Source organism: Actinophytocola sp. (assembly GCF_035762905.1).
Classification (GTDB): Bacteria; Actinomycetota; Actinomycetes; order Mycobacteriales; family Pseudonocardiaceae; genus DASYTH01.
Map to the genome: position 1 here is coordinate 96690 of NZ_DASUCC010000109.1, position 22924 is coordinate 119613.

The window sequence follows — 22924 nt, forward strand, 5'->3', positions numbered from 1 at the left end:
TTTCACTGATTTCCTATCCCAGGGTCCACTGCTGGTTCGCGGCTCCGGTGCAGCCCCACAACTGGACTTTCGTGCCGTTGGCGGTTCCCGGTCCGGCGGCGTCCAGGCACAGTCCGGATTGGACTCCGGTGATCGTGCCGTTGGCGTTGACGTTCCACTGCTGGTTGGGTTGCCCGTTGCAGTCCCAGATGATCACCGGCGTGCCGTTGGTGGTGCCATGACCGGACGCGTCGAGGCATCTGGTGCCGTAGACCATCAGCTGCCGGCCGGGCGTGCGGGTCCAGGCCTGGTTGGTCTGGCGGTTGCAGTCCCACAGCTGCACCTGGGTGCCGTTGGTCGTGGTGATGCCCGTGACGTCCACGCAGCGGCCGGATTGCGCACCGGTGATCGGCCGGCCCGGGTCGCCGAGGCTGCCGGGGACCGACTGCAGGGCGGCGAACCAGGCGGCGGCCATCTTGTTGTAGCCGGTGGCGGTGGGGTGGATGCCGTCGATCAGGTCTGCGGTGGTCACCGCGCTGTGCAGGTCGACCAGGTGCACGTGCCTGCCGGCGTTGGCCTTGCTCCGCACCATGCCCGGGATGGTGGCGTTGTAGCTGCGGACGTTGGCCTCCTGACCGGCGTTGGTCAGCGGAATGATGGTCGCGACGAACACCTCGGCGTTCGGCACGGCCGCGGTGATGCGGTCGACCAATGTGGACAGTCGGCCGGGAGCGCCGCCAAGGTTGAAGTTCTGCAGTACGTCGTTGGTGCCGATGTGCAGCAGCACGGCGTGCGGGCTGGTGGTGTGCAGCCAGCCGGCGATGTTGGCGTCGATCTGGTCGATCCGCCAGCCCGAGTGCCCCTCGTGGTCGTGGTCACCGAGGCTGGTGGGGCCGTTGACCAGCGACCCGACGAGGTCGGTCCGGAAGCCGCCTGCGGCCAGCCGCTGCCAGAGCCCGATCCGGTACCCGCCGGGAACCTGCGTCCCGTCGGTGATCGAGTCACCCAGTGGCATCACCCGGACTCCGCCGTTGGTCTCGGCGGCCGCGGAACCGCTGGGCGGTATCACACCGGCGGCCACCATCAGGATCGCCCCCAAGAACAGGCGAAGCCGTTTTCGCATCGTCACTCCCGCCGGACAGGTTGAGTCAACTCCCGAGGGCCCATTGCTGGTTGCTCTGGCCGTTGCAGGCCCACAGCTGGACCAGCGCCCCGTTCACGGTGGATGCTCCGGACACATCCAGGCACAGGCCGGACTGCACACCGGTGATCGTGCCATTGGCGCCGAGGTTCCACCGCTGGTTCGCTTGGCCGTTGCACGACCAGATGATCACCCTGGTGCCGTTGGTTGTGCCCTGACCGTTGGCGTCCAGGCACCGCTGATCGGATCCGCCGTAGACGGTCAGCTGGCCCGCCGCGGTGCGCGTCCAGGTCTGGTTGGTGCCGCCGTTGCAGTCCCAGATCTGCAACTGGGTACCCTGCGCCGTGGTGGAGCCGGGCACGTCCAGGCATCGGCCCGCGCCCACCGCGCGCACCGCCCCGGTCGTGCCGGAGCCGCCGCTGCCGTAGCCGGCCGCGACGATGTTGGCCTGCACCGCGTTCTCGGTCGCGTCGGATGGGAAGCCCGACACCATGGCGCCCTCGTAGAAGGTCCCCGCGCTGAGGTTGGCGCCACCGCCGGGTCTGCAGCAGTCGCCACCGCTGCCCAGGACGATGGCACCCTGCTTGCGCATCGGGCTGTACCCGGGCGGAAGGGAGCCGTCCCACAGCGTGAACAGGCTGCCGGATTGCGCGTTGCTGCCCTTCATGGCGAACCGCGACGTGCCGTTGTTCTTCAGCGTCGCCGTGACGAACCGGTGGGGGAACGCCCGCTGGTTCTGGTTCCAGGTCTGGCTTCCCCCGGAATAGAGCCCGAACTCGAGATCGGCCTGGACCCACGGCCCGGTTCCGGCGCATCCGCCGAACCAGCACTGGGTGCTGAAGTTGATGGCGTCCATCGCACCCGGCCCGTCGGCGGTTCGGCCGGTCTCGCTGTTGCCGTAGTCGAAACAGCAACCGCCGTTGACATGGGTTCCGCTGCTCACCATGTACATGCCCTCGGGCGCGCTGCCGGTCGGAATGCCCGACAGGTGACCGTCTCGCCAGTAGCTGTTGCTGGGATTGATGAACAGCGAGTACGCCTTGCTGCCCCCGACGGTCAGCGATTCGGAGGTCGCGTTCGCCGGGCGGCTCTGGCTCGAGCCCGGCACCACGCTCGATCCCTGGTACCACAGGTCGTTCCCGTGGCCGGACTGGTCGAAGACCACGGTGATCACGCAGGAGGTGCCGGCACAGAACGAATCCTGGGCCGCCGCGTTGGCCACGCCGCCCGCGGTCAGCACGCCGATGTCCCGGGTCGCGGTGTCCGACGAGCGCCGCACCTGGTACAGATTCCCGTTGTAGGAGCCGAAGAGCGCACGCACCGTGCTGTGTGCGGCAACGCAGGGCGTGCCGCCGGACGCGTAGATGTCGCAGGGCCCGGTGCCGGCCGCCGACGCCGGCGACCACGTCACCGCGGTCGCGGCGACCGCGGCTCCTGCCACGGCGGTCGCCGCGAGCCAGCGGAGCCGTGTTCGCATTGTTCCTCCCTTGGTCAGGTCAGACGGCGGTGATCGTGTAGTGGTTGTTGGGGCTGCTGTTGGGTGCCCACATGATCGTGTCGGAGCCGACGGCGGTGTTGCCGGCGTTGTCCAGTGCGGTCCCGGTGCCGCGGTTGATGATCTGAAAGTGGCCGCCGCCGCTGTCGGCCAGGCGCCACTGCTGGTTGTTGCCACCGTTCCAGGGAGCCTGAAGGCAGGTGGCGCCGTTCGTGGCGTTGCCCCAGCTGTCGGCGACCATTCCGTTGGTGCGGTTGACGATGCGGTACCAGCCGTCGCCCAGCGGCACCAGCTGCCACTGCAGGTTGGTGCTGCCGTCCCAGCTCCACTGCTTGAGCCGGGAACCCGAAGCGACGTTGCCGCCGCTGTCCAGCACCAACCCCGTGGCGTCGTTGGCGATCCGCGTCCAGCCGGTGGGAATCGGCGCGGACCCGAGCGTGGGGATCTGTCCGGAGAAGACCAGCTTCACCACGTACGCGTCGGCGGTGAACGGCGGATTGGCCGACGGCATCGTGATGCGCAGGCCGCCGCCATCCTGGGTGCGGTTGGGCAGGTTGGTGAACTGCCCGGCATTGGGACCGAGCAGCTGCACCGCGTTCAGGTTGCCAAGGTTGATCCGGTTCGAGCCGAGCGTGGTGAGGTTCACCGTGCTGCCCGGCCAGCCCAACACGGTTGCGTAGAGCACGGTGTTGTCCTTGGTGCGGGTGAACCGGATGTCCCGCGGCGTGCCCTCCCGCGGATTCTGGAAGGTGCCGCCGCCCATCTGCGTCGGGCCTTCCCCGAAGCTCGCCCAGGCGCGAGTGGCATAGATGGACTCGCCGAAGCGCCTGAGATAGTCGCCCATCCCGAGCAGGATCCGGCGCTGCGCGTCCGGGATGGTGCCGTCGGCCATCGGGGCGATGTTGAGCAGCATGTTGCCGTTCTTGCTGACCCGGTCGATCAGCGCGTGCAGGATCGCCTTGGTCGAGAACACGCCCATGCCGGTGGTGAAGCCCCAGGTGCTGGGGGAGACGCTGTCGTCGGTCAGCCAGTAGGGCGTCTGGATGCCGGCCGGGCCGCCGCGCTCGAAGTCGAAGACCTCGCCGCGGTTGTTGAATCCGTCCTTGTAGGTGGCCACGAAGTCCTTGTTCAGGGCTACTGCCCGGTTGTAGTAGTAGGCCAGGAAGTTCAGCCGCTGCGACTCGTCGACCGCGGTGAGGTCGAAGTCCTGCCAGAGGATGTCCGGCTGGTAGCCATCGATGACCTCTCTGAGCTTGGTGAACCACAGTTGGTTCGCCGCGGCTCGGTCCAGCTGGCCGTACAGCTTGCGCAGGCTGGGATCCGACTGCGCCGGCACGCGGTCGTAGTAGCCGTTGAAGTTGAACGCGTGGTGCAGTGCCGCCAGCAGTTTGAGCCCCTTGGCGCGGATCGCGTCGGCGTGCAGGCGCAGCAGGTCGAGCCGAGGCCCCCTGGCCACCGAGTTCCACTCGCTGGCAGCGCTGTTCCACATCGAGAATCCGTCGTGGTGCTCGGCCACCGGTCCGGCGAACTTCGCACCCGCGTCGAAGAACAGCTGCGCCCACTCGGTCGGGTCCCAGTTCCCCCCGGCCGACCTCAGCCTCGGCGCGAACTGCACGAAGTTCCCGGCCCGGTCCCGGGCGCCGTTGATGAAATTGTGGTACGGGAACACCGACGGATCGCCGAAGACACTTCGGTGGTGGTTGTTCTCGGCGGAGCCGCTGATCCACATGTTGCGCGGGTACCACTCGTTGCCGAACGCCGGGACGCTGAACACGCCCCAGTGGAAGTAGATGCCGAACTTGGCGTCCTGGAACCATTCCGCTGCCGGGGGGTGCTGGTCGACCGACGCCCAGGTTGGCACATAGCTACTCGGACCGGCGGTGGCCCCGGCGATGCCGTCGCGCAACAAACCGGCTGCCGCCGCGCCGGTAACACCGGTCACCGCCAACATCGTGCGGCGAGTGAACTGGGCAGACATGTGCGATGACCTCCTCATTGGGCGGGGTGCCGCCCGGACCGATGTCACAGGGCGTTGAACCGCCACCAGGTCACGTTGAACAGGAAGCCGCTGCCGCCGGTGAACCTGAAGTACACGTCGTGCGTTCCGGTCGCACCGGATACCGAACAGGAGACGTCTCGCCAGGACTGCCAGCCACCGGTACCCGGGACAGTGCAGGCGCCCACCAGCGTGCCGCCCAGGCTGTCCAGATGAAGCTCGATCCGGCCACCACCGGTCGCCGAGGCCACCCTGGCGCTGAACGACGTCGCGCCGGCACCGAAGGCGACACCCTTGACCTTGATCCAGTCGCCGTTCTCGATCCAACCGACGTTCATCCCGCCCTCGCTGGAACGCTCCGTCTCGACACCGGACTCCGAGGCGATCGTTTCGGCCTCCTGCTGGACGTAAGGATTCAGCGTGCCCACCTGGGGCGCCCCGGCCGCGGTCATGGTGATGGTCGGGAACGTGCCGTCGGCGTTGTAGGTGAACCGCTCCACGGCGACCGAGCGGGTGAAGCCGCCGCCGCCCGGCAGCGCGCCGTTGTGATAGAAGAAGTACGAGCTCCCGTTGAAATCGATGACGCCAGGATGGTTGGTGAAGCTGCTGCCCTGGGTGGGCATGATCGTCCCCCGGAACGTCCACGGCCCGGTCGGACTGGTACCCGTCGAGTAGGCGATGAACTCAGAGCAGCACCTCGCCGCGAACACCAGGTAGTACAAGCCATTGCGCTTGTACACCCAGGGCCCCTCCTCGAAGAGGGTCGGCCGGCTCGGATTTCCGGTACGGGTGCCGAACCCCGCGGTGGTGAGCGGGATCTGGGTCGGACCACCGGAGAAAGAAATCATGTCGGTGTTCAGCCGCACGAACCACAGGCGCGGATTCCCCCAGTACAGGTAGGCCTGCCCGTTGTCGTCGATGAAGACCGTCGGGTCGATCTCCCCGTTTCCGACCAGCGGATGCCCCAGTGCGTCCCGGAACGGACCCGTGGGGCTGCTCGACACGGCGACCCCGATGGCCATCGCGCCGGTCGATCGACTCCTCATGGGCACGTACCAGTAGAAGTTCCCGTTTCGTGCGACGACCTGGCCGGCCCATGCATTGGCATCCGCCCAACTGAAGCTGGCCAGGTTCAACGGCGATCCGTGATCGGTCCAGTTCACCATGTCCGCTGAGGACCAGACCCGCCATTCCCGCATGGTGAAGTTCGTCGAGCCGTCTTCGTCGTGCCCGGTGTAGAGGTACACCCGGCCGTTGTGCACCAGCGGAGCCGGGTCGGCGGTGTAAATGGTCTGAATGATTGGATTGTCTGCGTTGGCCGTAGCGACGGGGAGCATCGCCACGGCACAGAGGACGCCCGCAATCCAGGCGACTCCACGCCTCGTTCGCATGGTGACATTCACAATTGCCCCTAAGGTGGTAACTGATCGCTGCGCGTTCAACCGATGAGGTCGAACTCCTCCCACTGGCCGATCGTGGTGCGGTTGGCGATCAGTGGGCTGGCCCCGCCGTTGTCGGCGGTGACGAGGTTGTTGTTGGCGTGCGACCGGAAGCTCACGCTGCCGTTGGCATTGCGGATGAGATCGAACTCCTCCCACGGACCGATCGCGGTGCGGTTGGCGATGAGCGCACTCGCGCCGGCGTTCTCGGCGGTGACGAGGTTGTTGTTGGCGTGCGACCGGAAGCTGACACTGCCGTCGGCATTGGTGATCAGGTCGAACTGCTCCCACGCCCCGATGGAAGTCCGGTTGGCGATCAACGCACCGGCTCCGGCGTTCGCCGCGCTGACAAGGTTGTTGTTGGCATGCGCCCGCAGGCTGACCACCCGCGTGGCCGGTGGCGGGGTGGCGGTGGCGTTCAGCACGGCCAGAATCGCATCGTAGGCGGGCTTCCTGTTACCGCCACGGTCGAACGGCAGCGGGTTCTCACCTGAGCGCCAGGAGTCGTTGTCCCGGATGCCCCACGCGGTGATCCCGGAACACCGCGCAACGCGCACGCACGCCTGGACGGTGTTGGTGTATGCGGCCGCCGGCGCCTGCGCGATATCGAGCTCGGTGATCTGGACGTCCACACCGAGAGCGGCGAAGTTGGACAGTGTCGTCTGGAAGGTGCTCGGCGGACCACCGCTTCCGAAGTGCGCCTGGAACCCGACGCAATCGATCGGCACGCCCCGGGATCGGAAGTCCTGGACCAATCGGAAGACACCCTGCGTCTTGGCCGCGGTCCAGTCTTCGATGCTGTAGTCGTTGTAACAGAGCCTGGCGGCCGGATCGACGGTGCGGGCGGTGCGGAACGCCTCCTCGAGGAACCCGGTGCCCAGCACGTTGCGGAACACCGAGCTGCGCAGCTGGCCACTGCCTCCGTCGGCGAACGCCTCGTTGACCACGTCCCAGGCGTAGATCTGACCTCGGTAGCGGCTCATCAGCGTGGTGATGTGATTGTTCATCACGCCGCGCAGCGTGTTCGCGTCCCCGATCGCACTCACCCAGCTGGGCAGCTGCGAGTGCCAGACCAAGGTGTGGCCACGCAGCCGCTGCCCGCGACCGCGCGCGCGGTTGACGATCTGGTCGGCCGGGCCGAAGCTGAAGCTGTTGCGGGACCGCTCGGTGGCGTCCCACTTCATCTCGTTCTCGGGAGTCACCATGTTGAACTCTCGGTCGAGAATGGTTGTGTACTGCGCATCACCCAGCCTGCCGGCGGCCACCGCGGCACCGAAGTACCGCCCGGACTGGGCCGCCGCCGCACCCAGAGTGGTGGCAGCCTCGGCCACGTTCGGCATCAGCGTCACGGCACCGGCTACCGCGAGCGAGACGACCGCCGCTCGCATCCAACGCATGGGACGAGTCGAATCTGGCATCGTTGCCCTTCCTCGCCGGGAATGGCCCGTGGCACCGGCGGTCCAAGTGGTCCTTAATGGACGGTCTGGACACCTCGAACCGGCTGTCTGGCACGGTGACCCGCCCAACCCCGAAGCCATCCCTCTCTCTGGGAGCGCTCCCAGTATGTTCGAAATACCGAACGCTGTTTGATTACTCGGACGTGTGGGTCATCACGGTAACCACACGAGTCGTCACGGGTCAACAGTCGGGAACGAAGACTGGGCGGTACTTGCCACCGAAAACGTTTTCGATAGGCTTGGCGCGAAACAGTTTTCGGTATCCATGGTCAATCGCGACCGCACTGATCGCGGGCCGTTTTCTCATCGGCTACCTGACCTCGCCTGCGACGAGTGGTGCGCATCCGTTGACAGCGCGCCGATGAAATCGGGCAGACGGATGTTTTTGGCCGCATTCAACCGCCGGCACACACCAACGCGCCGTTGCATTCTGTTCGCTGTGGAGCCCTTCGGCCGTACTTCGGCGGCATCCTCCTCAGGTCGCTGTACCTGTTACGTGTGCTGGTGTTCTCGTCGGGTGCAACCGGCTCTTCGGCGCCGTCAGGTCCGGTCGCGGGAACGCATCGGTCTCCTCGTCGGGGTGGGCAGGAACGTCGGCGGTGGTGAGACTCGCGCCGTGCACCCGGCGCAGCCATCGTTCGGTCGTGCTGATGTGCATAAGGGTCGCGGCTTGAGCGAGGTTCGCGTCGCCGTCGGCGAGTGCGGCGTAGATCGCCTCGTGTTCGGCGAGAGTCCGGTCGGCGGCGTTGGCCTCGACCATCCCGCGCCATACCCGCACGCGCAGCGTGCTGCTGGAGATGCCATCGACGATCGTAGTCAGCGTCTCGTTGCCGGTCGCCGCGACGACCGCGCGGTGGAACGCGGCATCGTGCTTGTTGAGCAGCTCGACGTCCTCGCTCGCCCCACGCATGGCGTCGAGATGACCGCGGATCTCGGCGAGGTGGTCGGGTGTCATGCGCGTGGCGGCAAGCCCGGTGGCGACCGGCTCGAACAGCCGGCGCGCCTCGGTGAGCTCGAGCAACGTGTTGCCCTGCATGAGTTCCACCGCCAGCCCGAGCCCTTCGAGCAGCACGGCCGGGGCGAGGCTGGTGACGTACGTGCCGTCGCCGCGGCGCACATCGAGGACCCGGGCGACGGCCAGGGCCTTCACCGCCTCGCGCATCGGGCTGCGGGAGATCCCCAACTCGGCGGCGAGTTGCTGCTCGGGTGGCAGTTTCGCCCCGGGTAGCAGCTTCCCCGACTGGATCAGCGCCCGGATGCGAGCGATCGCCTCGTCGGTCAACGACACGGACTGATCGTACGCCAGAAATATGATGTCTAGGGTCGCTCAGCGTAGTGAGATCATATGTTTGTGAACCTTTGTATGCCAACATCCTGACAAATCGGACGTCAGATCCCCTAGGTATGCCGTCTCTGGATCTTTGAGCATATGTCCCCTCATGCAAACATAAGTTGTCTGAGGGGTCATGGGTCGGCATCGCGTTGGCCGGCGGGCGGGTGCGCGGATATGTGGCGGGCACGATCGAGGCGTTGGTCGGGTCGGCTCTCGCCGATGGTCCACTGGTCGCGGTCGGCATCGACATTCCGATCGGGTTGCCCGACCGCTCCCGCCGGGAAGCGGACCTGCTGGCCAGAAAGGCGATCGGCGCATTGTGGTCGGCGGTGTTCATGACTCCGGTCCGCACCGCGCTCGACGCCGCCGATCACCCCGCCGCCGCGAGCGGGCCCCGGCGGGCCACGGCATCGAGCCGGACGACGACCTCCTCGGCGTGGCCCTGGCTGGTCTCGTCGGTGCCGGTCCGGGCCATGGCCCGGTATCGCCGCTGTTCGGCGCGGTGGTGCCGGGCGATCAGGTTCGAGGTGATCCCGTACAGCCACGGCCGTGCGTCGGGATGTGCCAGGTCGTACCGGTCACGGATCGCGAACGCGGTCAGGAAGGTCTCCGAGGCCAGGTCGTCGGCCAGGCTCCGGCCCAGCCGTCGCGCGACGTAGCCGTGGATCTGCGAGTAGTAGCGGTCGAACACCACGGCGAAGCACTCGGGTTCCCGAACGGACCGCCCGATGATCGCGGCATCGGTGTCCGAAGCTGGGAACATCCGGGCCGCCGCGGTCATCCTGGGATCATTCCGGTCATCGTCTGCCTCTCGCCGTCAGGGGAACTCTCACCCCTCCTTCACCGACCGGCCCCAGAGTGTTCACGGCCCCTTCCCGATCACCCGGGCGCACCCGAGGATGTGCGCGGACGGTGTCCCCGAGCCGGCGGCACGTCCGAAGGCGGCCGGCGCCACGACCGGAGCCCGGCTCGTGGGGGTGTAGCGCGATCCCTTCTCCAGCAGGGTGATGGCCAGCTCAGCCGTTGACGCCGAGTCCGTGATGACACGAAACGATGTCACGCCACACGAAACCAGCCCGCTCCGCGAGGGAACGGGCTGGTCGGTGTCCGGGCTACGGGGGAAGCTGACCACCGGTGGGGCTACACCGGCCTGGCACACCGGCGGTCGATGTCCGCGTCGCTGGTGCACACCTTGACCCTCACGGTGGCTTCCTGGTCGAAGTGCCAGTACGTGTCCCAGTCGTCCACCCCACCGGTCACCTCGAAGAGCTCGTACTCGTTGATTCCCGTCACGAGCCACGCCTCGGCTCGTCGTCCGTCTTTCGCCCTGTCCTCCAGATACAGGTTGATGTTCGCCCCGTAGGCCTCGATGCAGATGTCGTAGAACAGCAGGGCGCCCGCGGTTGTCGTGGTGCCTGACCGACTACCCTCCCGGCAGCTCTGGCTCCCGGACTCTTCGGTGCCGGCCACCGCCGACCCGGTACCGGCCAGCACGACACCGACGACACCGACACTCGCTGCCACGGCTTGAATGGTTTTCCGCATGACCCACCTCGCATTGCTGTCAGTGGCGAGCGGCGCAGCACCCCATGGCTTCGTCGTACCCCCCACGTGACCACTGTGCTCGGCCGCCCGCACAGGACCCGCACAGAACCGCGCACATCATGCGGTCCGGTGCGGCGCCGGAGTATGACAGGCCTGCGCACAGATCCAGCACATGGTTGCGCCAGGTGGAGGTTGGCCGACCGAGGGGCGTCGCGCGACCATGGACGCGGCACACGGGAGGCAGGTGTCTGGGGGGATTCGCGTGGAGTTTCGGCTTCTCGGCCTGCTGGAGACACGGCATGCCGGCATCCCGTTGCCGTTGGGTGGACAGCGGCAGCGCTCGGTGCTCGCCGCGCTGTTGTTGCGCGCCAATTCCCTGGCCAGTACGAGCTACCTCACCCAGGCCGTGTGGGAGACGCCGCCGGTCGCACCCGATTCCAACCTCCGCACCTATGTCGCCGGACTCCGGCGGATGTTCGCCGCCATCGGTGAGGACAGAATCCGCACGCGCCCCGGGGGCTACGTACTGACGGTCCGCTCCGGGGAACTGGATCTCGACTCGTTCCGGGAACTCGCGGACAAGGGCACCAACGCCTGCGATCATCGCGATTTCGCGACCGCGACCGCCTGTTTCGATCAGGCGTTGCGGTTGTGGCGTGGTCGCCCCCTGTCGGACCTGTCACCGGGACCGGTTCTCGAAGCGGAGATCACGCGTCTGGCTGATCTGCGTGTGTCCATTGCGGAACGGCGCGGACAGGCGCAACTCGAGGTGGGGCAGGCGGAGGAGGCGGTGGGCGCGACCCGTGCCCTGCTCGCCGAGCATCCGCTCCGCGAGGAACTGTGGACCTTGTTGATGCTGGCGCTGCACCGGGCCGGGCGGCGCGCCGAGGCGCTCGCGACCTTCGCCCGTGCCCGGCACATGCTGGTGACCGAACTGGGCATCGAACCAGGAGCACGGTTACGACGCGCGCACCAGGACATCCTCGGCGACGACCGACACCCTGCCCCGACGGGCACGACAACCGCGGCCTGGCGGCAACTGCCGATGGACATCGCCGAGTTCACCGGCCGGGAGGCCGAACTGCGCGCGCTGGAGGCGTTGGCCGACCCGCCGTCGGCCACGGCAGTCCCCGTGGCGGTGATCCACGGCATGGCCGGCGTCGGCAAGACACGGCTGGCCGTGCACTTCGCACACCGACTCGCCCAGGGTGGCCGGTACGACCAGGTCCAACTGTGGGCCGACCTTCGCGCCTTCGACCCGGAGCGCGCGCCGCTCCAGCCCGGTGCGGTGCTCGAGAACTTCCTGGGGCTGCTCGGTGTTCCCGGTCAGCAGATCCCGCGGGAGTTGGAGGCACGCGCCGCCGTTTATCGATCCCGGCTGGCCGGCAAGCGAGTGCTGGTCCTCCTGGACAACGCCCTGACCGCTGAGCAGGTCCAACCTCTGCTACCCGGCGGACCCGGCGGCCTCGTGCTCATCACAAGCCGCAGAAGCCTGTCCGGACTCGCCGGCGCCCAAGGCGTACCGCTCGACGTGTTGCCACAATCCGACGCCGTGAGCTTGTTGTCCCGCGTCGTCGGCGACCACCGTGTCATCGACGACCCAGCGGCAGCGGCCCGAGTGACCGACTTCTGCGGCCGCCTCCCCATCGCGATCTCGCTCGTGGCCCAGCGCCTCCGACGGCATCCTCTGTGGACGACTGACGACTTGGCCACCAGATTGCTGCGCATGACGAGCCGGGACCAGCCCGCGTCGGGCACCCACGACCTGCACGCCCCGTTCACCCTGTCCTACCGGGCGCTCGCACTCGCGCATCAACGGACGTTCCGGTTGCTGGGCTGGCACCCGGGCGACGACTTCACCGCCGAATCGGCCGCCGCCATCGCGTCGATCACCCCGGAGGACGCCGAACTCCACCTCGAGGCACTGCTCGACGAGCACTTGGTGCTGCAGACCACTCCGCACCGCTACCGCCTCCACGATCTGGTCCGCTCCTTCGCGCGAGGGCTCGCCCATCCTCAAGAAGCCAAGGAAGCGGTCGACCGATTGCTCGTCTGGTACCTCCACGCGGCGGAGTCCGCCCGCGCGACGTTCGACCCGCGGCGACTACGCGTCATCGAGCTCCACCCGATGCCCGCAGGGCTCCTGATCCCGCAGTCCGCCACCAACGACGACGCCCTAGCCTGGTACCACGCCGAACGCGACACGCTACGACAAGCCGTGCGGATCGCGGCGGAGAGCGATACTCCGCAGATCGCGTGGCAACTAGCCTGGATCCTGCTCAGCTTCTACTACCGGCGCAGCCACTGGGACGACTGGATCGCGACGTTCCAAATCGCACTGACCGTGGCACGATCGCTAGGAGATCGACGCGCGGAGGGAATCGTTTGGCGCGGCCTCGGTGTCGCCCACAGCGACATGCACCAATTCCCGACGTCGATCGAGTGCCACCACCAGGCACAGCAGGCGCTGGCAGAGGTGGACGACCGGCACGGACAAGCCTGGAACCTCAACAACCTGGGCGTCGTGCACGTCGCGTTGAACGAACTTCGCGCCGCACTGGACTGCTTCCACGAAGCCCTCCCACTGTTCCGCCAGACCGACGACCCCAACGGTGAGGGAATCTGCCTTAACAACCTCGGCGATACCTACCGCCGTCTCGGCCAAGCAACCGAAGCGATCAAGCACCTCAACGACGCCCTCCACCTCCAGCAGCAACACGACGACCAGACCGGCCTGCAGTTCACCCTCTGCACCCTCGGCGACATCCACCACGACGCGGGAGACCACTCACACGCCCGCCGCCACTACGAGGAAGCCCTACGCACCAGCCAGATCCTGAGCGACCAGCGCAACATCGCACGCGCCCTGGCCAACCTCGCCCGAACCCTCGACACCCAAGGCGACCACGGGACGGCACGAACCCGATGGCGCGAAGCCCTCACCATCTTCGACAACCTGGGCGACCCCCAGGCGAACACGATCCGCGCACGACTCGCGTGACAACCTCGCGGCCCATTCCGGCCTCCCGAGCACTCGACAAGACCCACCCATGTGGAAACGACAAGGACGTCGCCGGCTTCTGTCTCGAGCAGGTCGACGAAGGCGAGGCGGGCGCGGCCACCCGGATGGCCATTGGGGGTGCCGGCCACGGTCACTCGACGGCGTAGAAGATGACGCCGGGGAACTCGGGATCGCCGAACAGGCGGTACAGGATGCCGGTCTGCTGGTCGACCGCCACCGTGGTGGGGAACTCGGGACCGTAGTAGACGGGACTGTTGTTGGGCCGCAGCGCGCGCTTGAGCTTGAGCACGTAGCGGGCGACCTGCTTCATCGTCGTGAACGTCTTGCCGTAGGTGGAACTGGCCGACTTGATCTCGTAGACGTAGGACCAGCCGGCGACGTGCACGATCAGATCGGGGTAGCCGGGGTTCTTGCCGGGGTTCTTGGTGGACGCGCCGGGCAGCGTCTCCCGGACCGGCTGCACGCCGTCGAGATTGGGAACGCTGAGATATCGGTGCCCCGGCACGTCGCCGTAGACGTGGGCACCGGCGAACCGGGTGTGCAGGGCCGGCAGCGCGGCCCGCAGCGCGCCGTCGTGGATCTCGGTCAGCGACAGGCCGGCGGCGAAGTTCGGCGCGGTGCCGTTGGCCCGCGCCTCGGTCAGCGCCGCGGCATGCCCGGTGACGTTGGCGCTCTCGGCGGCGGTCCACGCGGCGTGCGCGGCGATCTGGCTGGCCCGGACCAGTTCGGACGCGGTGACCCCGGCCTTGGCCATGGTCAGGTTCGCCGGGTCGGCAATCTGTTCGGCGATCCGGTGCGCGACCTGCGCCTGCAGTCCCGCCCGCCCCGCCGCGGCGGCGGTCTGCCGGGCGGCGTCGGCGGCCGCCGCCGCGGCCTGCTGGACCGGCCGAGCCGCGCCCTGGGACTGCAGTTCGGCGGCTCGGGCGATGGTGGTCGCCGCCTGGGCAGCGGCCTGCGCACCCTCGAACGCCGACTGGACAAGGGCCGCCGCCGAGGTGGCCGCGCGCTGGGCCGCGAGCGCGGCCTGCGCTGCCCCCGGCGCGGCGGGGTTGGCGGCGACCGCGGCCGCCTGTGCGGCTTGCTGAGCCGGTCCGATCGCCCGGTTGGCCGCGGTCGCCCCCTGCCCGGCCAGTTGGACGCTCTGGGCGAGCGACTGCTGCAGCGGCGGCGCGACCCTGGCGACCGCGAGCGCGTTGACGACCATGGCCGCGCTCGGCCCGGTCGCGGCGCCCCGGACCAGACTGACCAGGGCCCGCCCGACGGCGACCGCCGCGACCGCCGCCGTGACCGACGCCGCGCCGACGAGTGGCTGCGTGGTGGCGCAGTTGGAGGTCGGTGCCACCTGCCCGTTCTGGTAGGAAATGCTGCACGCGGCGGCCGTGGCCGGATTGAGCAGGGCGAACAGCAGGATCGTGTCGAGCAGGACGATGATCCGGGTGATCATGCGGGCACCTCCGTGACCGCCGGCCGGTCCGGTGCGAGCCGGGGAATCTTCAGGCGCAGCACGATGTCGCGCAGTGCTGCCTCGTCCTGCGAACGCGGATCGACCTCCCACCGGGTTCGGTGCCAGCGCTGCATGGCGAGGTCGAACTGGGCCGCGTGCAGCCGGGCGATGTGCCGGTATGCGGCCACACCACCCTGCCGAAACGCCCGGAACTTCACGAAGAACCGGCGCGCCGGGCCAAGCAGCGCGGGGATCTCGTCCGGGGTGACCGCACCCAGCCCGGTCTGCGCCTCCCGGCTCAGCTCGACCGCCAGACCGCCCACCTGGCCGCGCAACCCGCGCCGCAGCAGGAGGATGTACAGCACGACGACCGGGCCCTGCAACACGATGATGGTGAGGGGCATGGCCACCAGATCGGTCAGCCAGGGGTTGTCACCGAACAGGTTGTCCCGCACCCGGACCGCGCGTGGCATCAACGCGTTGTTGGCGAAATGGGCACTCGCGGCGACCAGGAACCCGCTGCCGATGGCGAGGAGTTTGGAGCGCCGGTCGCTGAGCTGGCGGGCGATGCCGAAGCCCGCGCCGATCATCGCGGTGAACGCCGTGTGCGCGGCCATCAACCCGAGCGTCTGCCGGCCCCAGTACTGGTACACGGCCCCTTCGCCGTTGCCGGCTCCCATGTAGAGCATGCTCTCGCTCCAGTTGAATCCGAGGCCGACCGCCGCACCGAGCACCACACCGGACACCAGGTTGTCGATGTGGTGCCGGAACAGCAGATACAGCACCGCCACCCCGGCGCCCTTGCCGAGCTCCTCGAAGAAGCCGGCGTTGAGCGACATCGCGGTGATCACCCGGTTGATCGTCGCGTCCAGCGCGGACTGGTCGGTCAGGACATCCCGGAAGTCCACCAGGTACGCGGCGCCGTACTGCCGGAACCAGCCGTTCATCGACCCGGCGATCCCGGTGGCGATCAGCGCGCCCCATCCGAACCCGGCCAGTGGCAACCCCAGCGGCATCCGCCGGTACCGCTGCATCAGGTGCACACCGCAGAGCGCGAGAGCCGAGGTGGGCACGCAGATCGCCGCCGCCCACCAGTTCCGGATCAGCACATCGACCGGAAAGATGGGAAACGGCAGCAGCAACACCACCGCGGCCGCCACCTGACTTCCCCGCACCACGCGGGCCCGGCCCACCGGATCCGGCGCCAAACGCAGCCGCACCATCGCGAACACCCCGATGCCCAGCGCGATCGCCCAGCTGACCAGCACGCACACCCGCACTGCGGTGAAGATCGGCGGCGCCGGCAGGTCCGTGACGTCCACCCACGACACCGGGCTGCTCAATGCCGGTTTCGCGGCGTCAAGCAGCATCCCGTACCCGAAGATCCCGGACAGCACAAGCGCGACCGACAACACGTTGCGCGGCCTCGTGTCCCGCTCCAGCAGCGCCGTCACCGCGGCCCGCCAGGCAGGTCCGGCAATCCCGATGGCAGGTTCGGCAGGTCCGGCAACTCCGGTATGTCCGGCAACGCCGGCACCGAGAACGGCGGTGGCAACGCCAAGCCCAACACCAATCCGGTAATCAGGATCGCCAGGCCCACCGCGCCACACCACGCCATGAACCGAACATGTGGCCGCCGCTCGTAACCCTCCGGCACACCAGACCGTTCCCCGTGCATCCCCGACCTCCCGTGAGGCATCGACGCACCGGTATCGACGCCGCAGAACGGAGCCGGGTTCCGGCCGGTACACCGGGTCACCGCGGCGCTGCGGTAGGTCATCGACACCAACCGATCAGCAACGCCGTTCGGTCGACAGCCCGGAAGTCGGGTCAGCCGGCCGCGATCGTGCGGAGTTCCGGGTGGTCCTGCTGGCCAGAAAGGCGATCGGCGCATTGTGGTCGTCGGTGTTCATGACTCCGGTCCGCGCCGCGCTCGACGTCGCCGATCACCACGGCCAGCGCGCACAACCGCCAGTGACCGGTGCGGGCATCGCCATCCAGGCATTCGGATTGCGCGCCAAGCTCCGACAGGTGGACCGGTGGATCGGCCAGGCCCCGTGCCGGGTCGTGGAGGTCCACCCCGAGGTCAGTTTCGCCCGCCTCGCCGGTACCCCACTCACCGCGCGCAACAACACCTGGGCCGGCGCACAGTTGCGGCACCGACTCCTGGCCACCGCCGGCATCGCCCTGGACAGCGATCTCGGCGACACCGGGCGACAGGCCGGTGTCGATGATGTTCTCGACGCCGCCGTGTGCGCCTGGACAGCCCGGCGCGTCGCCAACGGCCAGGCCCGACCCCTGCCCAACCCACCCCAGGTATTCAGCGACGGCCTGCCCTGCGCGATCTGGAGCCGACCCACCACGCGACCAGCGGCATGAGAGTGCGTTGCCGATGCGTCCACCCTGTTCTGAACGTCCCCAGTGCCGCTGCGATCGGGGCTGCCTTCACCCCGGTCGTTATTCGTTGCTCCTCTGGTCGTGAGTCGGTTCGTGTCTGCGGACGGTCAATCGACGTCGCTACGGACGAGCCGCACGCCGGTCGCGAGCAGCCAGACGAGCCAGGCGGCGAACCCTGCGAGCCCGACGAAGAGCAGCGGCGAGCCGTCGGCGATCGCGAGGTTGCCGAGCCCCGCGGCGAGCAGCAGGCTTCCGCCCACCAGGCCCAGCAGGAGCTGCCAAGCCGGAGTCAGCCCGCTCGCGTGCGCGGCGAGGGCCGCGCCGATGAAGGTGGTGCCGAGCGCTGGCAGCGCCAGCGCGAACGCCGCCGCGTGAGCCCGCCAGACGAGCTCGAACGCGGGCGTCGGCTCGGTGAGCCCGCCGGCGGAGAGCGCGAGCCCGATCTGCAGGACGTTGACCAGCGCGAAGATGGCCGACAGCGTCGCGCCAGCGGCCAAGGTGAGGCGCGACCAGTCGGCGCCCGCTCCGCCGCGCCGCTGCACGAGGCCGTGCAGGCCCGACACGAACACAAGCAGCAGCGGCAAGCTCAGGGCCACCACACCGGTCGCGATCGCGACCGAGTCGCGGTTGGCCGCGTAGTAGGCCAGCACTTCCTCGATCGGAGCGTCGAAGGTCGGCGCGGCCGGGAAGCTGTACACCGCGTTCTCTATCACCACCGACACCGCGAACGCGATCGCCGCGGCACCGACGAGCCGGCCTCGAACGAACCAACTGCGGGCGTTCTGCCTGGTTGCCCCTTCCACGCTCATCCCGACTCCTCTCGCTCGTCGTCTGGCCGTCGGGCCACGACCGTCGCTGCTGGCGGTCTTGCTCATGATTGACGTCCTATTGGTCGGCGAGTGTTTCCCGAGCCACGCTGCACCGGGACCGTCGCGCCGGCTTCACCCGGACGCTCACTTCACCCGGGTGAAGCCCGACCGGGTCAGAACACGAGAAGCGGACCTACAGCAGGCCCAGCTCGCGGGCGCATTGCACGGCGTGGCGCCGGTCCCGTGCGGCCAGCTTGCGGAAGATGCCGCGGCTGTGGGTCTTGACCGTGTTGAGCGAGACGAACAGTTCGGCGGCGATCTGCCGCTGGGACAGCTGACCAGGCAGCAGGCGCAGCACGGCGAGTTCCCGGTCGGTCAGCGGCTCGACCGGCCCGGGCGTGCTGGTAGGGCGGGACTGGGGCAGGCGGTGCCGGTCGCGGATCCGGCGTAGCCGCGAGCCGAGCACGCCAGGGTCGGGACAGCGGTCGGCGATCTCCTGCGCGTGCTGCAGCAGATCGGCACCGTCGGGCGCGCCTGCGGTCAAGCGGACGTCGGCGGCGACGGCATACACGTACCCGGCGTCGAGCGCGCCGAGCGGTCGGCGGGCCAGCTCCAGCGCGCGGTCGACGTCGCTCGCCACCGCGGCCGGGTCGGTGGCGGTGGCGGCCCGGACGGCGTGGGCCATGGCGAGCCGGTGATAGCCGGCCAGACCGCGCTGCCGGGCGGACTCGATCGCGCGGTCGGCGGCATCGTGGGCGGCGATCCGCGTTCCGACCTCGGCCTCGGCCAGGGCGAGGTAAATCCAGGCGAGGACCTCGACCGTGGCGGCCGCATCGACCGCGGCCCGCTGCCGGGCGATCTCGAGGGTGCACCGGGCGTCGGCCAGCCGGCCCGCCCAGGCCAGCGCCATTCCGACGGAGGTGGCCATCGGCGACATCAGCTCGCTCAGCCGGTCGGCGGCGAGCACGGGCAGCGCCGCATCGAGGGCGGCGGCGACGGTGCCCCGGAACAGCGCGATGTTGATCTCCAGGGCGTCGTAGAGTGGGTCCCAGGCGCGGTTGTCGTCCTCGCGCATCGCGCGGGCGCGGGTCAGGCGTTGCTGGGCGAGGTCGATCTCGTTACGCAGCAACGCGCACCAGCCCGCTTGGAGCACGCATCCCGTGACGGAATCGGCGGCGTCGCCGACCTCTGCCAGCATGCGGTGCAGCGTGTCGGCGGCGCCGGTGGCGATCAGTCGCCAGCCCAGACCCGCGGCCAGGACGGCGGCGGCCTGCAGCCGGTCGCCCGCCAGGACCAGGTGCCGCACGGCCGGTTCGGGCTCGCCGTGCTCGCCGAACCAGGTCGCGGCCCGGCGATGCAGGTCAGGCAGCCGGTCGGGCAGCGAGCGGGTGGCCTCGGCCCGCAGCAGGTCGAGCACGAGCTGGTGGTGTCGGTACCAGGTGCCGGTGCTGTCCAGGGGCCGCAGCAGCTGGTTGGCGGCGGCGAGCCGGACCAGCCACCGCGTCCCGTCGTCGCGTCCGGTGAGGTGGTCGACGAGCGGCCCGCAGAGCCGGTCGACCACGCAGCTGGCGAGCAGGGTGTCACGGTCGTGTTCGGCGAGGCTGTCGAGCAGCTCGTCGGCGAGGTAGTCGGCGACCAGGCCGTCGGCACCGCCGAAGGAGTCGACGAAGGTCTGCGTGTCGTCGCTGCGTCGCAACGACAGGCCGGCCAGTACCAGGCCGGCGGCCCACCCCTCGGTGCGTCGGCACACCTGCTCGATCTGAGCGGTGTCCAGGCCGTGCGCGGTGCCGAGCATGGCGGCCGCCTCGGCGACATGAAACTGCAGGTCGTCTGTGCGGAGCTCGATCATCCGACCCCGGACACGGAGCCGGCCCAGGCGCAGCGGCGGGTCGGTCCGGCTGCCGATGGCGACGGTGACCTGCGGCGGCAGCCGGTCCAGGAGCAGGGTCAGTCCGTTGTGCACGGTTGGGCTGTCGACCAGGTGGAGGTCGTCGAGCACGATCAACAGAGGCGATCCGGCGTCGAGCAGGTTCACCAGCACCGGAACCGTTGCCTCGCCGGCACCGCCGGTGGCCCGGGCGGCGCCCGCGACGACCTCGGCGACGCCCGCCCGGACGCGGTCGACGGCCGCAGCGACGCCGGACCAGAACCGTGACGGGTCACTGTCGACGGCGTCGACCTGCAGCCACGCGACATCCTGGTCGCGCCGGTAGCCGAACTCGTCGGCGAGCGCGCCCAGCAGGGTCGTCTTGCCCGCGCCGGCCGCAGCGCTGAGCAGCACCAGAGCGACCCGCGGGTCCTCGACGGCGACGCGCAGTGGTCCGAGCAGGTGCTCGCGGACCACGTAACGGGCCGGCGCGACCGGCGGCACGACACGAGTCACCATCACCGTGCCAGCCGCCGTCGATGGTGCCATCCGGCGAGAGTACCGCTCCACGATGTACCGAGCCCTCGCCCGAACCCGCCACCACCGACTCCGCCAACCAGGTCCGGACAACTTCTCCGGCCCGCGTCCGCACCTACTTGGCGAGCCGCAGGTCCGCGGCCTGGTCCGCCGACAAGTTCAAGCGGACAGGACAAAGAAGCCGCAACTGGCACGGGCCGACACGCCAACGTCATGAACAGCTCCCGGAAAAGGACGACAGCGCGCCTGATGCCGGACATCCACTCATCGGCAAGAGAGTGCGTGAGCCGGCGAGCGCCAATCGGCAACTGCCCAAAGTTGCTCGGGTCCTGCCGCCCGTGGCGCTTGGCGTCCGCTACTGCGGACCTCTCACCTCGCGCTTGATCGACTTGGGTTGAGGGCCCGGTGGAAGCTCCAGCCGATGTCGCCACCCGGCCCTGTGATGAGCCCCGTTCAGCGACACACTCATCGAATAGATCACCGGCGGTATCAGTACTCCCTGCGACTGGGCGTGCGGTCGAGCAGGTCGAGTGCTTCGGGCATAGTAGGCGCGCTGCGCGTGGTGAACCGGCCCGTTGCCGTATCGGGCTGAGACACTGTCGATGTCGTCGGCCACACTGGCGGTTGTGCGGGTAAGAGTGGCGACGATCAACGTGCAGAACGACGAGGGCGACCCGCGGCGGACCGGGCTGCTGAACCGGGCGCTGCGCGACTTGGACCCGGATGTCGTGGTGTTGCAGGAGGTCTGCTATCCGGACCGGCGCGACCAGTTGGCCGAGCTGACCGCCGGCACCGGGCTGGCCCACACCACCCACGAAGCCGCGGTGCTGACCCACAAATCGACGCTGGCCGACCGGTTCGGCGGCATGGCGGTGGCCACCCGCTGGCCGCATCGGGTGCTCGACACCGTCCAGGGCCGGCGCTGGTGGACCCTGGCGGTCGAGTTGACCGTGGCCGACCTCGGCCAGGCGCTGCTGATCACGCCCTGCACCCCGTGGCAGCTCGACGCCGCCGCCGCCCGGGAACGCCAGGTGCTCGAGATCGCCGACCTGGACCAGCGGCACCGCCGAGCGCTGCCGACGATCATCGCCGGCGACTTCAACGCCGCACCGGACACCGCCGGCATCCGGTTCCTGTCCGGGCTGCAGTCACTCGACGGGCACAGCGTGCACTACCACGACGCCTGGGCGGTGGCCGGCGACGGACCCGGACACACCTGGTCGACCGACAACCCTCTGGCCGCCGCCCAGATCGACCTCGCTATCGGCCAACCCGGCCACCGGCGCCGCATCGACTACATCTTCGTCGGCTCCTGGCACGCCCACCCCACCACACAAGCCCGCATCACCACCGCACAGCTCTTCGCCGACCAACCGGTCGACCACGTGTGGCTCAGCGACCACGTCGGCGTGACAGCCGATCTCGACGTGACACCGGACCTCCCGCGAAGCCCCCAGTGACCGTTAATCCCGCGACCTGCGCGGAGGTAGCCAATCCAAACGCGCGCATCGCGGCAGATGAGTGCGTTCCTGTCATCCTGGCAACGCTGCTGTGAAGTCGACCTCGATCAGTTGGCCACGGAACCCGAGTTGTGCGACCCCCAGCAATGTGCTCGCAGTGGTGAAAGCCGACCCGAGAGGCGACTGCGTCAGCCGTTCCCACGCCGCGCCTAGCACAGACCCGTCATTACTGACCACGTAGACCACCGTGCGCACGACGTCACTCGGCCCAGCCCCGACCGCGCCGAGCGCGATCATCGCATTCGCAATGACCTGGTCGATCTGGGCGTCGATGTCGCTTTCGCCGACTAGGGCGCCCGCCGTGTCGATCGGGCATTGGCCGGCCAGGAAGGCCATCCGACCAGCCTCGACGACGGTGATGTGGTGGTATCCAGGTGGCGTGTGCAGTTGATCAGGATTGACACGAGTGATCTTCGAGCGCATGTAGACAAGCATGCCCGGCGACACCGCAATCCACACGCGATTTGACCACGCAACGCTCGCACATCGGCATGAGCGGACGTCGCGATGCGATGGCTCATGGGGGCCTTGTCAATGCCCGCCGGTAGGCCGGGCGAGGTTGGCCTGGCGTGGGGCGCGGTCGCGGAGGATCTGGTGCTGGCGCAGCATGTGTCGGCCTGCCAAACATTGCGACGTCGATGGCCAGGCCGTCACCTCAGTGATGATCGCGCGGACTTGCCGGAAAGCCTTCCGAGGACTGACTGCGACGCAAACTGATGCTCGGAGTGTCACCCGTATGAGTGACCGGCGTCGACCAGTTCGCATCCGACGGTCGACTGTGGACGCTGACGTCGTGTGCAGACGATGCTGGGCGGACGAAGTCGGAGGTGTTGTGACGTATAGCCGTGGTTCGTATAAGCGGTATGGGTGTGTCAATCCGGACGAGGGCAGACGCTGCGGCCGGCGACCCACCGGATCTACACCCAACTCATCCGCGACTACC

At 68.7% G+C, this 22924-nt stretch carries 17 protein-coding genes and 1 pseudogene; 4 read left to right on the forward strand and 14 right to left on the reverse strand.

Features of this window, described 5'->3' with window-relative positions; all coding sequences use genetic code 11:
* Positions 1-13 precede the first annotated feature (13 nt).
* The 6 genes from VFV67_RS23780 to VFV67_RS23805 form a co-directional block, all read right to left on the reverse strand.
* On the reverse strand, positions 14-1102 hold the full coding sequence (locus tag VFV67_RS23780) for a ricin-type beta-trefoil lectin domain protein (protein ID WP_326472837.1): 1089 nt from the start codon (positions 1100-1102) through the stop codon (positions 14-16).
* A 25-nt stretch (positions 1103-1127) separates the two neighbouring features.
* Entirely contained in the window at positions 1128-2597 is a 1470-nt protein-coding gene (locus tag VFV67_RS23785) for an arabinofuranosidase catalytic domain-containing protein (protein ID WP_326472838.1), read from the reverse strand.
* Positions 2598-2616: 19 nt separating this feature from the next.
* A complete protein-coding gene (locus VFV67_RS23790) occupies positions 2617-4566 on the reverse strand; it encodes an alpha-L-fucosidase (protein ID WP_326472862.1) in 1950 nt (649 codons plus the stop codon).
* Positions 4567-4637: 71 nt separating this feature from the next.
* The gene (locus VFV67_RS23795) at positions 4638-6002 is read right to left on the reverse strand and encodes a glycoside hydrolase family 43 protein (protein WP_414636336.1); all 1365 of its coding nucleotides are present in this window, start codon (positions 6000-6002) and stop codon (positions 4638-4640) included.
* A gap of 47 nt (positions 6003-6049) precedes the next feature.
* Positions 6050-7588: an endo-1,4-beta-xylanase gene (locus tag VFV67_RS23800; RefSeq protein WP_326472840.1), complete on the reverse strand. Its 1539-nt coding sequence runs from the start codon at positions 7586-7588 to the stop codon at positions 6050-6052.
* 394 nt (positions 7589-7982) lie between these two features.
* On the reverse strand, positions 7983-8795 hold the full coding sequence (locus tag VFV67_RS23805; RefSeq protein WP_326472841.1) for a FadR/GntR family transcriptional regulator: 813 nt from the start codon (positions 8793-8795) through the stop codon (positions 7983-7985).
* 221 nt (positions 8796-9016) lie between these two features.
* Between VFV67_RS23805 and VFV67_RS36835 the strand changes: the two are divergent.
* A pseudogene (locus tag VFV67_RS36835) lies at positions 9017-9196 on the forward strand (DUF429 domain-containing protein); the annotation flags it as partial.
* A gap of 14 nt (positions 9197-9210) precedes the next feature.
* Here VFV67_RS36835 and VFV67_RS23810 read toward each other — a convergent pair.
* Both VFV67_RS23810 and VFV67_RS23815 read right to left on the reverse strand, forming a co-directional pair.
* Positions 9211-9621 carry a sigma-70 family RNA polymerase sigma factor gene (locus tag VFV67_RS23810; protein ID WP_326472842.1) on the reverse strand — a complete coding sequence of 137 codons (411 nt, stop codon included), beginning with the start codon at positions 9619-9621 and terminating at the stop codon, positions 9211-9213.
* A gap of 359 nt (positions 9622-9980) precedes the next feature.
* Entirely contained in the window at positions 9981-10364 is a 384-nt protein-coding gene (locus VFV67_RS23815; protein WP_326472843.1) for a hypothetical protein, read from the reverse strand.
* 283 nt (positions 10365-10647) lie between these two features.
* Between VFV67_RS23815 and VFV67_RS23820 the strand changes: the two genes are divergently transcribed.
* Positions 10648-13386: an AfsR/SARP family transcriptional regulator gene (locus tag VFV67_RS23820; protein ID WP_326472844.1), complete on the forward strand. Its 2739-nt coding sequence runs from the start codon at positions 10648-10650 to the stop codon at positions 13384-13386.
* Positions 13387-13537: 151 nt separating this feature from the next.
* On the opposite strand, the gene VFV67_RS23825 is transcribed toward VFV67_RS23820, so the two are convergent.
* Genes VFV67_RS23825 through VFV67_RS23835 form a run of 3 tightly spaced genes read right to left on the reverse strand, consistent with a single transcriptional unit; the run spans position 13538 to position 16451 of the window.
* Positions 13538-14851, reverse strand: a complete 1314-nt coding sequence (locus VFV67_RS23825; RefSeq protein ID WP_326472845.1) for a hypothetical protein — start codon at positions 14849-14851, stop codon at positions 13538-13540.
* Positions 14848-16305: a PrsW family intramembrane metalloprotease gene (locus tag VFV67_RS23830; RefSeq protein WP_326472846.1), complete on the reverse strand. Its 1458-nt coding sequence runs from the start codon at positions 16303-16305 to the stop codon at positions 14848-14850. The genes VFV67_RS23825 and VFV67_RS23830 overlap by 4 nt, the downstream gene beginning before the upstream one ends.
* Positions 16302-16451: a hypothetical protein gene (locus tag VFV67_RS23835; protein WP_326472847.1), complete on the reverse strand. Its 150-nt coding sequence runs from the start codon at positions 16449-16451 to the stop codon at positions 16302-16304. The genes VFV67_RS23830 and VFV67_RS23835 overlap by 4 nt, the downstream gene beginning before the upstream one ends.
* Before the next feature lie 260 nt (positions 16452-16711).
* Here VFV67_RS23835 and VFV67_RS23840 point away from each other — a divergent pair, with 260 nt between their 5' ends.
* Positions 16712-17230 (forward strand): DUF429 domain-containing protein, encoded by a 519-nt coding sequence (locus VFV67_RS23840; RefSeq protein WP_326472848.1) that lies wholly within the window; start codon positions 16712-16714, stop codon positions 17228-17230.
* Positions 17231-17355: 125 nt separating this feature from the next.
* Here VFV67_RS23840 and VFV67_RS23845 read toward each other — a convergent pair whose 3' ends face one another.
* Positions 17356-18057, reverse strand: a complete 702-nt coding sequence (locus VFV67_RS23845; protein WP_326472849.1) for a hypothetical protein — start codon at positions 18055-18057, stop codon at positions 17356-17358.
* Positions 18058-18250: 193 nt separating this feature from the next.
* Positions 18251-20473 carry a LuxR C-terminal-related transcriptional regulator gene (locus tag VFV67_RS23850; protein WP_326472850.1) on the reverse strand — a complete coding sequence of 741 codons (2223 nt, stop codon included), beginning with the start codon at positions 20471-20473 and terminating at the stop codon, positions 18251-18253.
* A 614-nt stretch (positions 20474-21087) separates the two neighbouring features.
* On the opposite strand from VFV67_RS23850, the gene VFV67_RS23855 reads away from it, so the two are divergent.
* On the forward strand, positions 21088-21921 hold the full coding sequence (locus tag VFV67_RS23855; RefSeq protein WP_326472851.1) for an endonuclease/exonuclease/phosphatase family protein: 834 nt from the start codon (positions 21088-21090) through the stop codon (positions 21919-21921).
* A gap of 72 nt (positions 21922-21993) precedes the next feature.
* On the opposite strand, the gene VFV67_RS23860 is transcribed toward VFV67_RS23855, so the two are convergent.
* The gene (locus VFV67_RS23860) at positions 21994-22404 is read right to left on the reverse strand and encodes a RidA family protein (protein WP_326472852.1); all 411 of its coding nucleotides are present in this window, start codon (positions 22402-22404) and stop codon (positions 21994-21996) included.
* Positions 22405-22924: the final 520 nt, after the last annotated feature.

What these genes read in the sequence shown, in the direction of transcription:
- VFV67_RS23780 (WP_326472837.1), bottom strand. Translation starts at nt 1,102, where the DNA reads ATGCGAAAACGGCTTCGCCTGTTCTTGGGGGCGATCCTGATGGTGGCC.
- VFV67_RS23785 (WP_326472838.1), bottom strand. Translation starts at nt 2,597, where the DNA reads ATGCGAACACGGCTCCGCTGGCTCGCGGCGACCGCCGTGGCAGGAGCC.
- VFV67_RS23790 (WP_326472862.1), bottom strand. Translation starts at nt 4,566, where the DNA reads ATGTTGGCGGTGACCGGTGTTACCGGCGCGGCGGCAGCCGGTTTGTTG.
- VFV67_RS23795 (WP_414636336.1), bottom strand. Translation starts at nt 6,002, where the DNA reads ATGCGAACGAGGCGTGGAGTCGCCTGGATTGCGGGCGTCCTCTGTGCC.
- VFV67_RS23800 (WP_326472840.1), bottom strand. Translation starts at nt 7,588, where the DNA reads ATGGCTTCGGGGTTGGGCGGGTCACCGTGCCAGACAGCCGGTTCGAGG.
- VFV67_RS23810 (WP_326472842.1), bottom strand. Translation starts at nt 9,621, where the DNA reads ATGACCGCGGCGGCCCGGATGTTCCCAGCTTCGGACACCGATGCCGCG.
- VFV67_RS23825 (WP_326472845.1), bottom strand. Translation starts at nt 14,851, where the DNA reads ATGATCACCCGGATCATCGTCCTGCTCGACACGATCCTGCTGTTCGCC.
- VFV67_RS23845 (WP_326472849.1), bottom strand. Translation starts at nt 18,057, where the DNA reads ATGAGCGTGGAAGGGGCAACCAGGCAGAACGCCCGCAGTTGGTTCGTT.
- VFV67_RS23850 (WP_326472850.1), bottom strand. Translation starts at nt 20,473, where the DNA reads ATGGCACCATCGACGGCGGCTGGCACGGTGATGGTGACTCGTGTCGTG.
- VFV67_RS23860 (WP_326472852.1), bottom strand. Translation starts at nt 22,404, where the DNA reads ATGCGCTCGAAGATCACTCGTGTCAATCCTGATCAACTGCACACGCCA.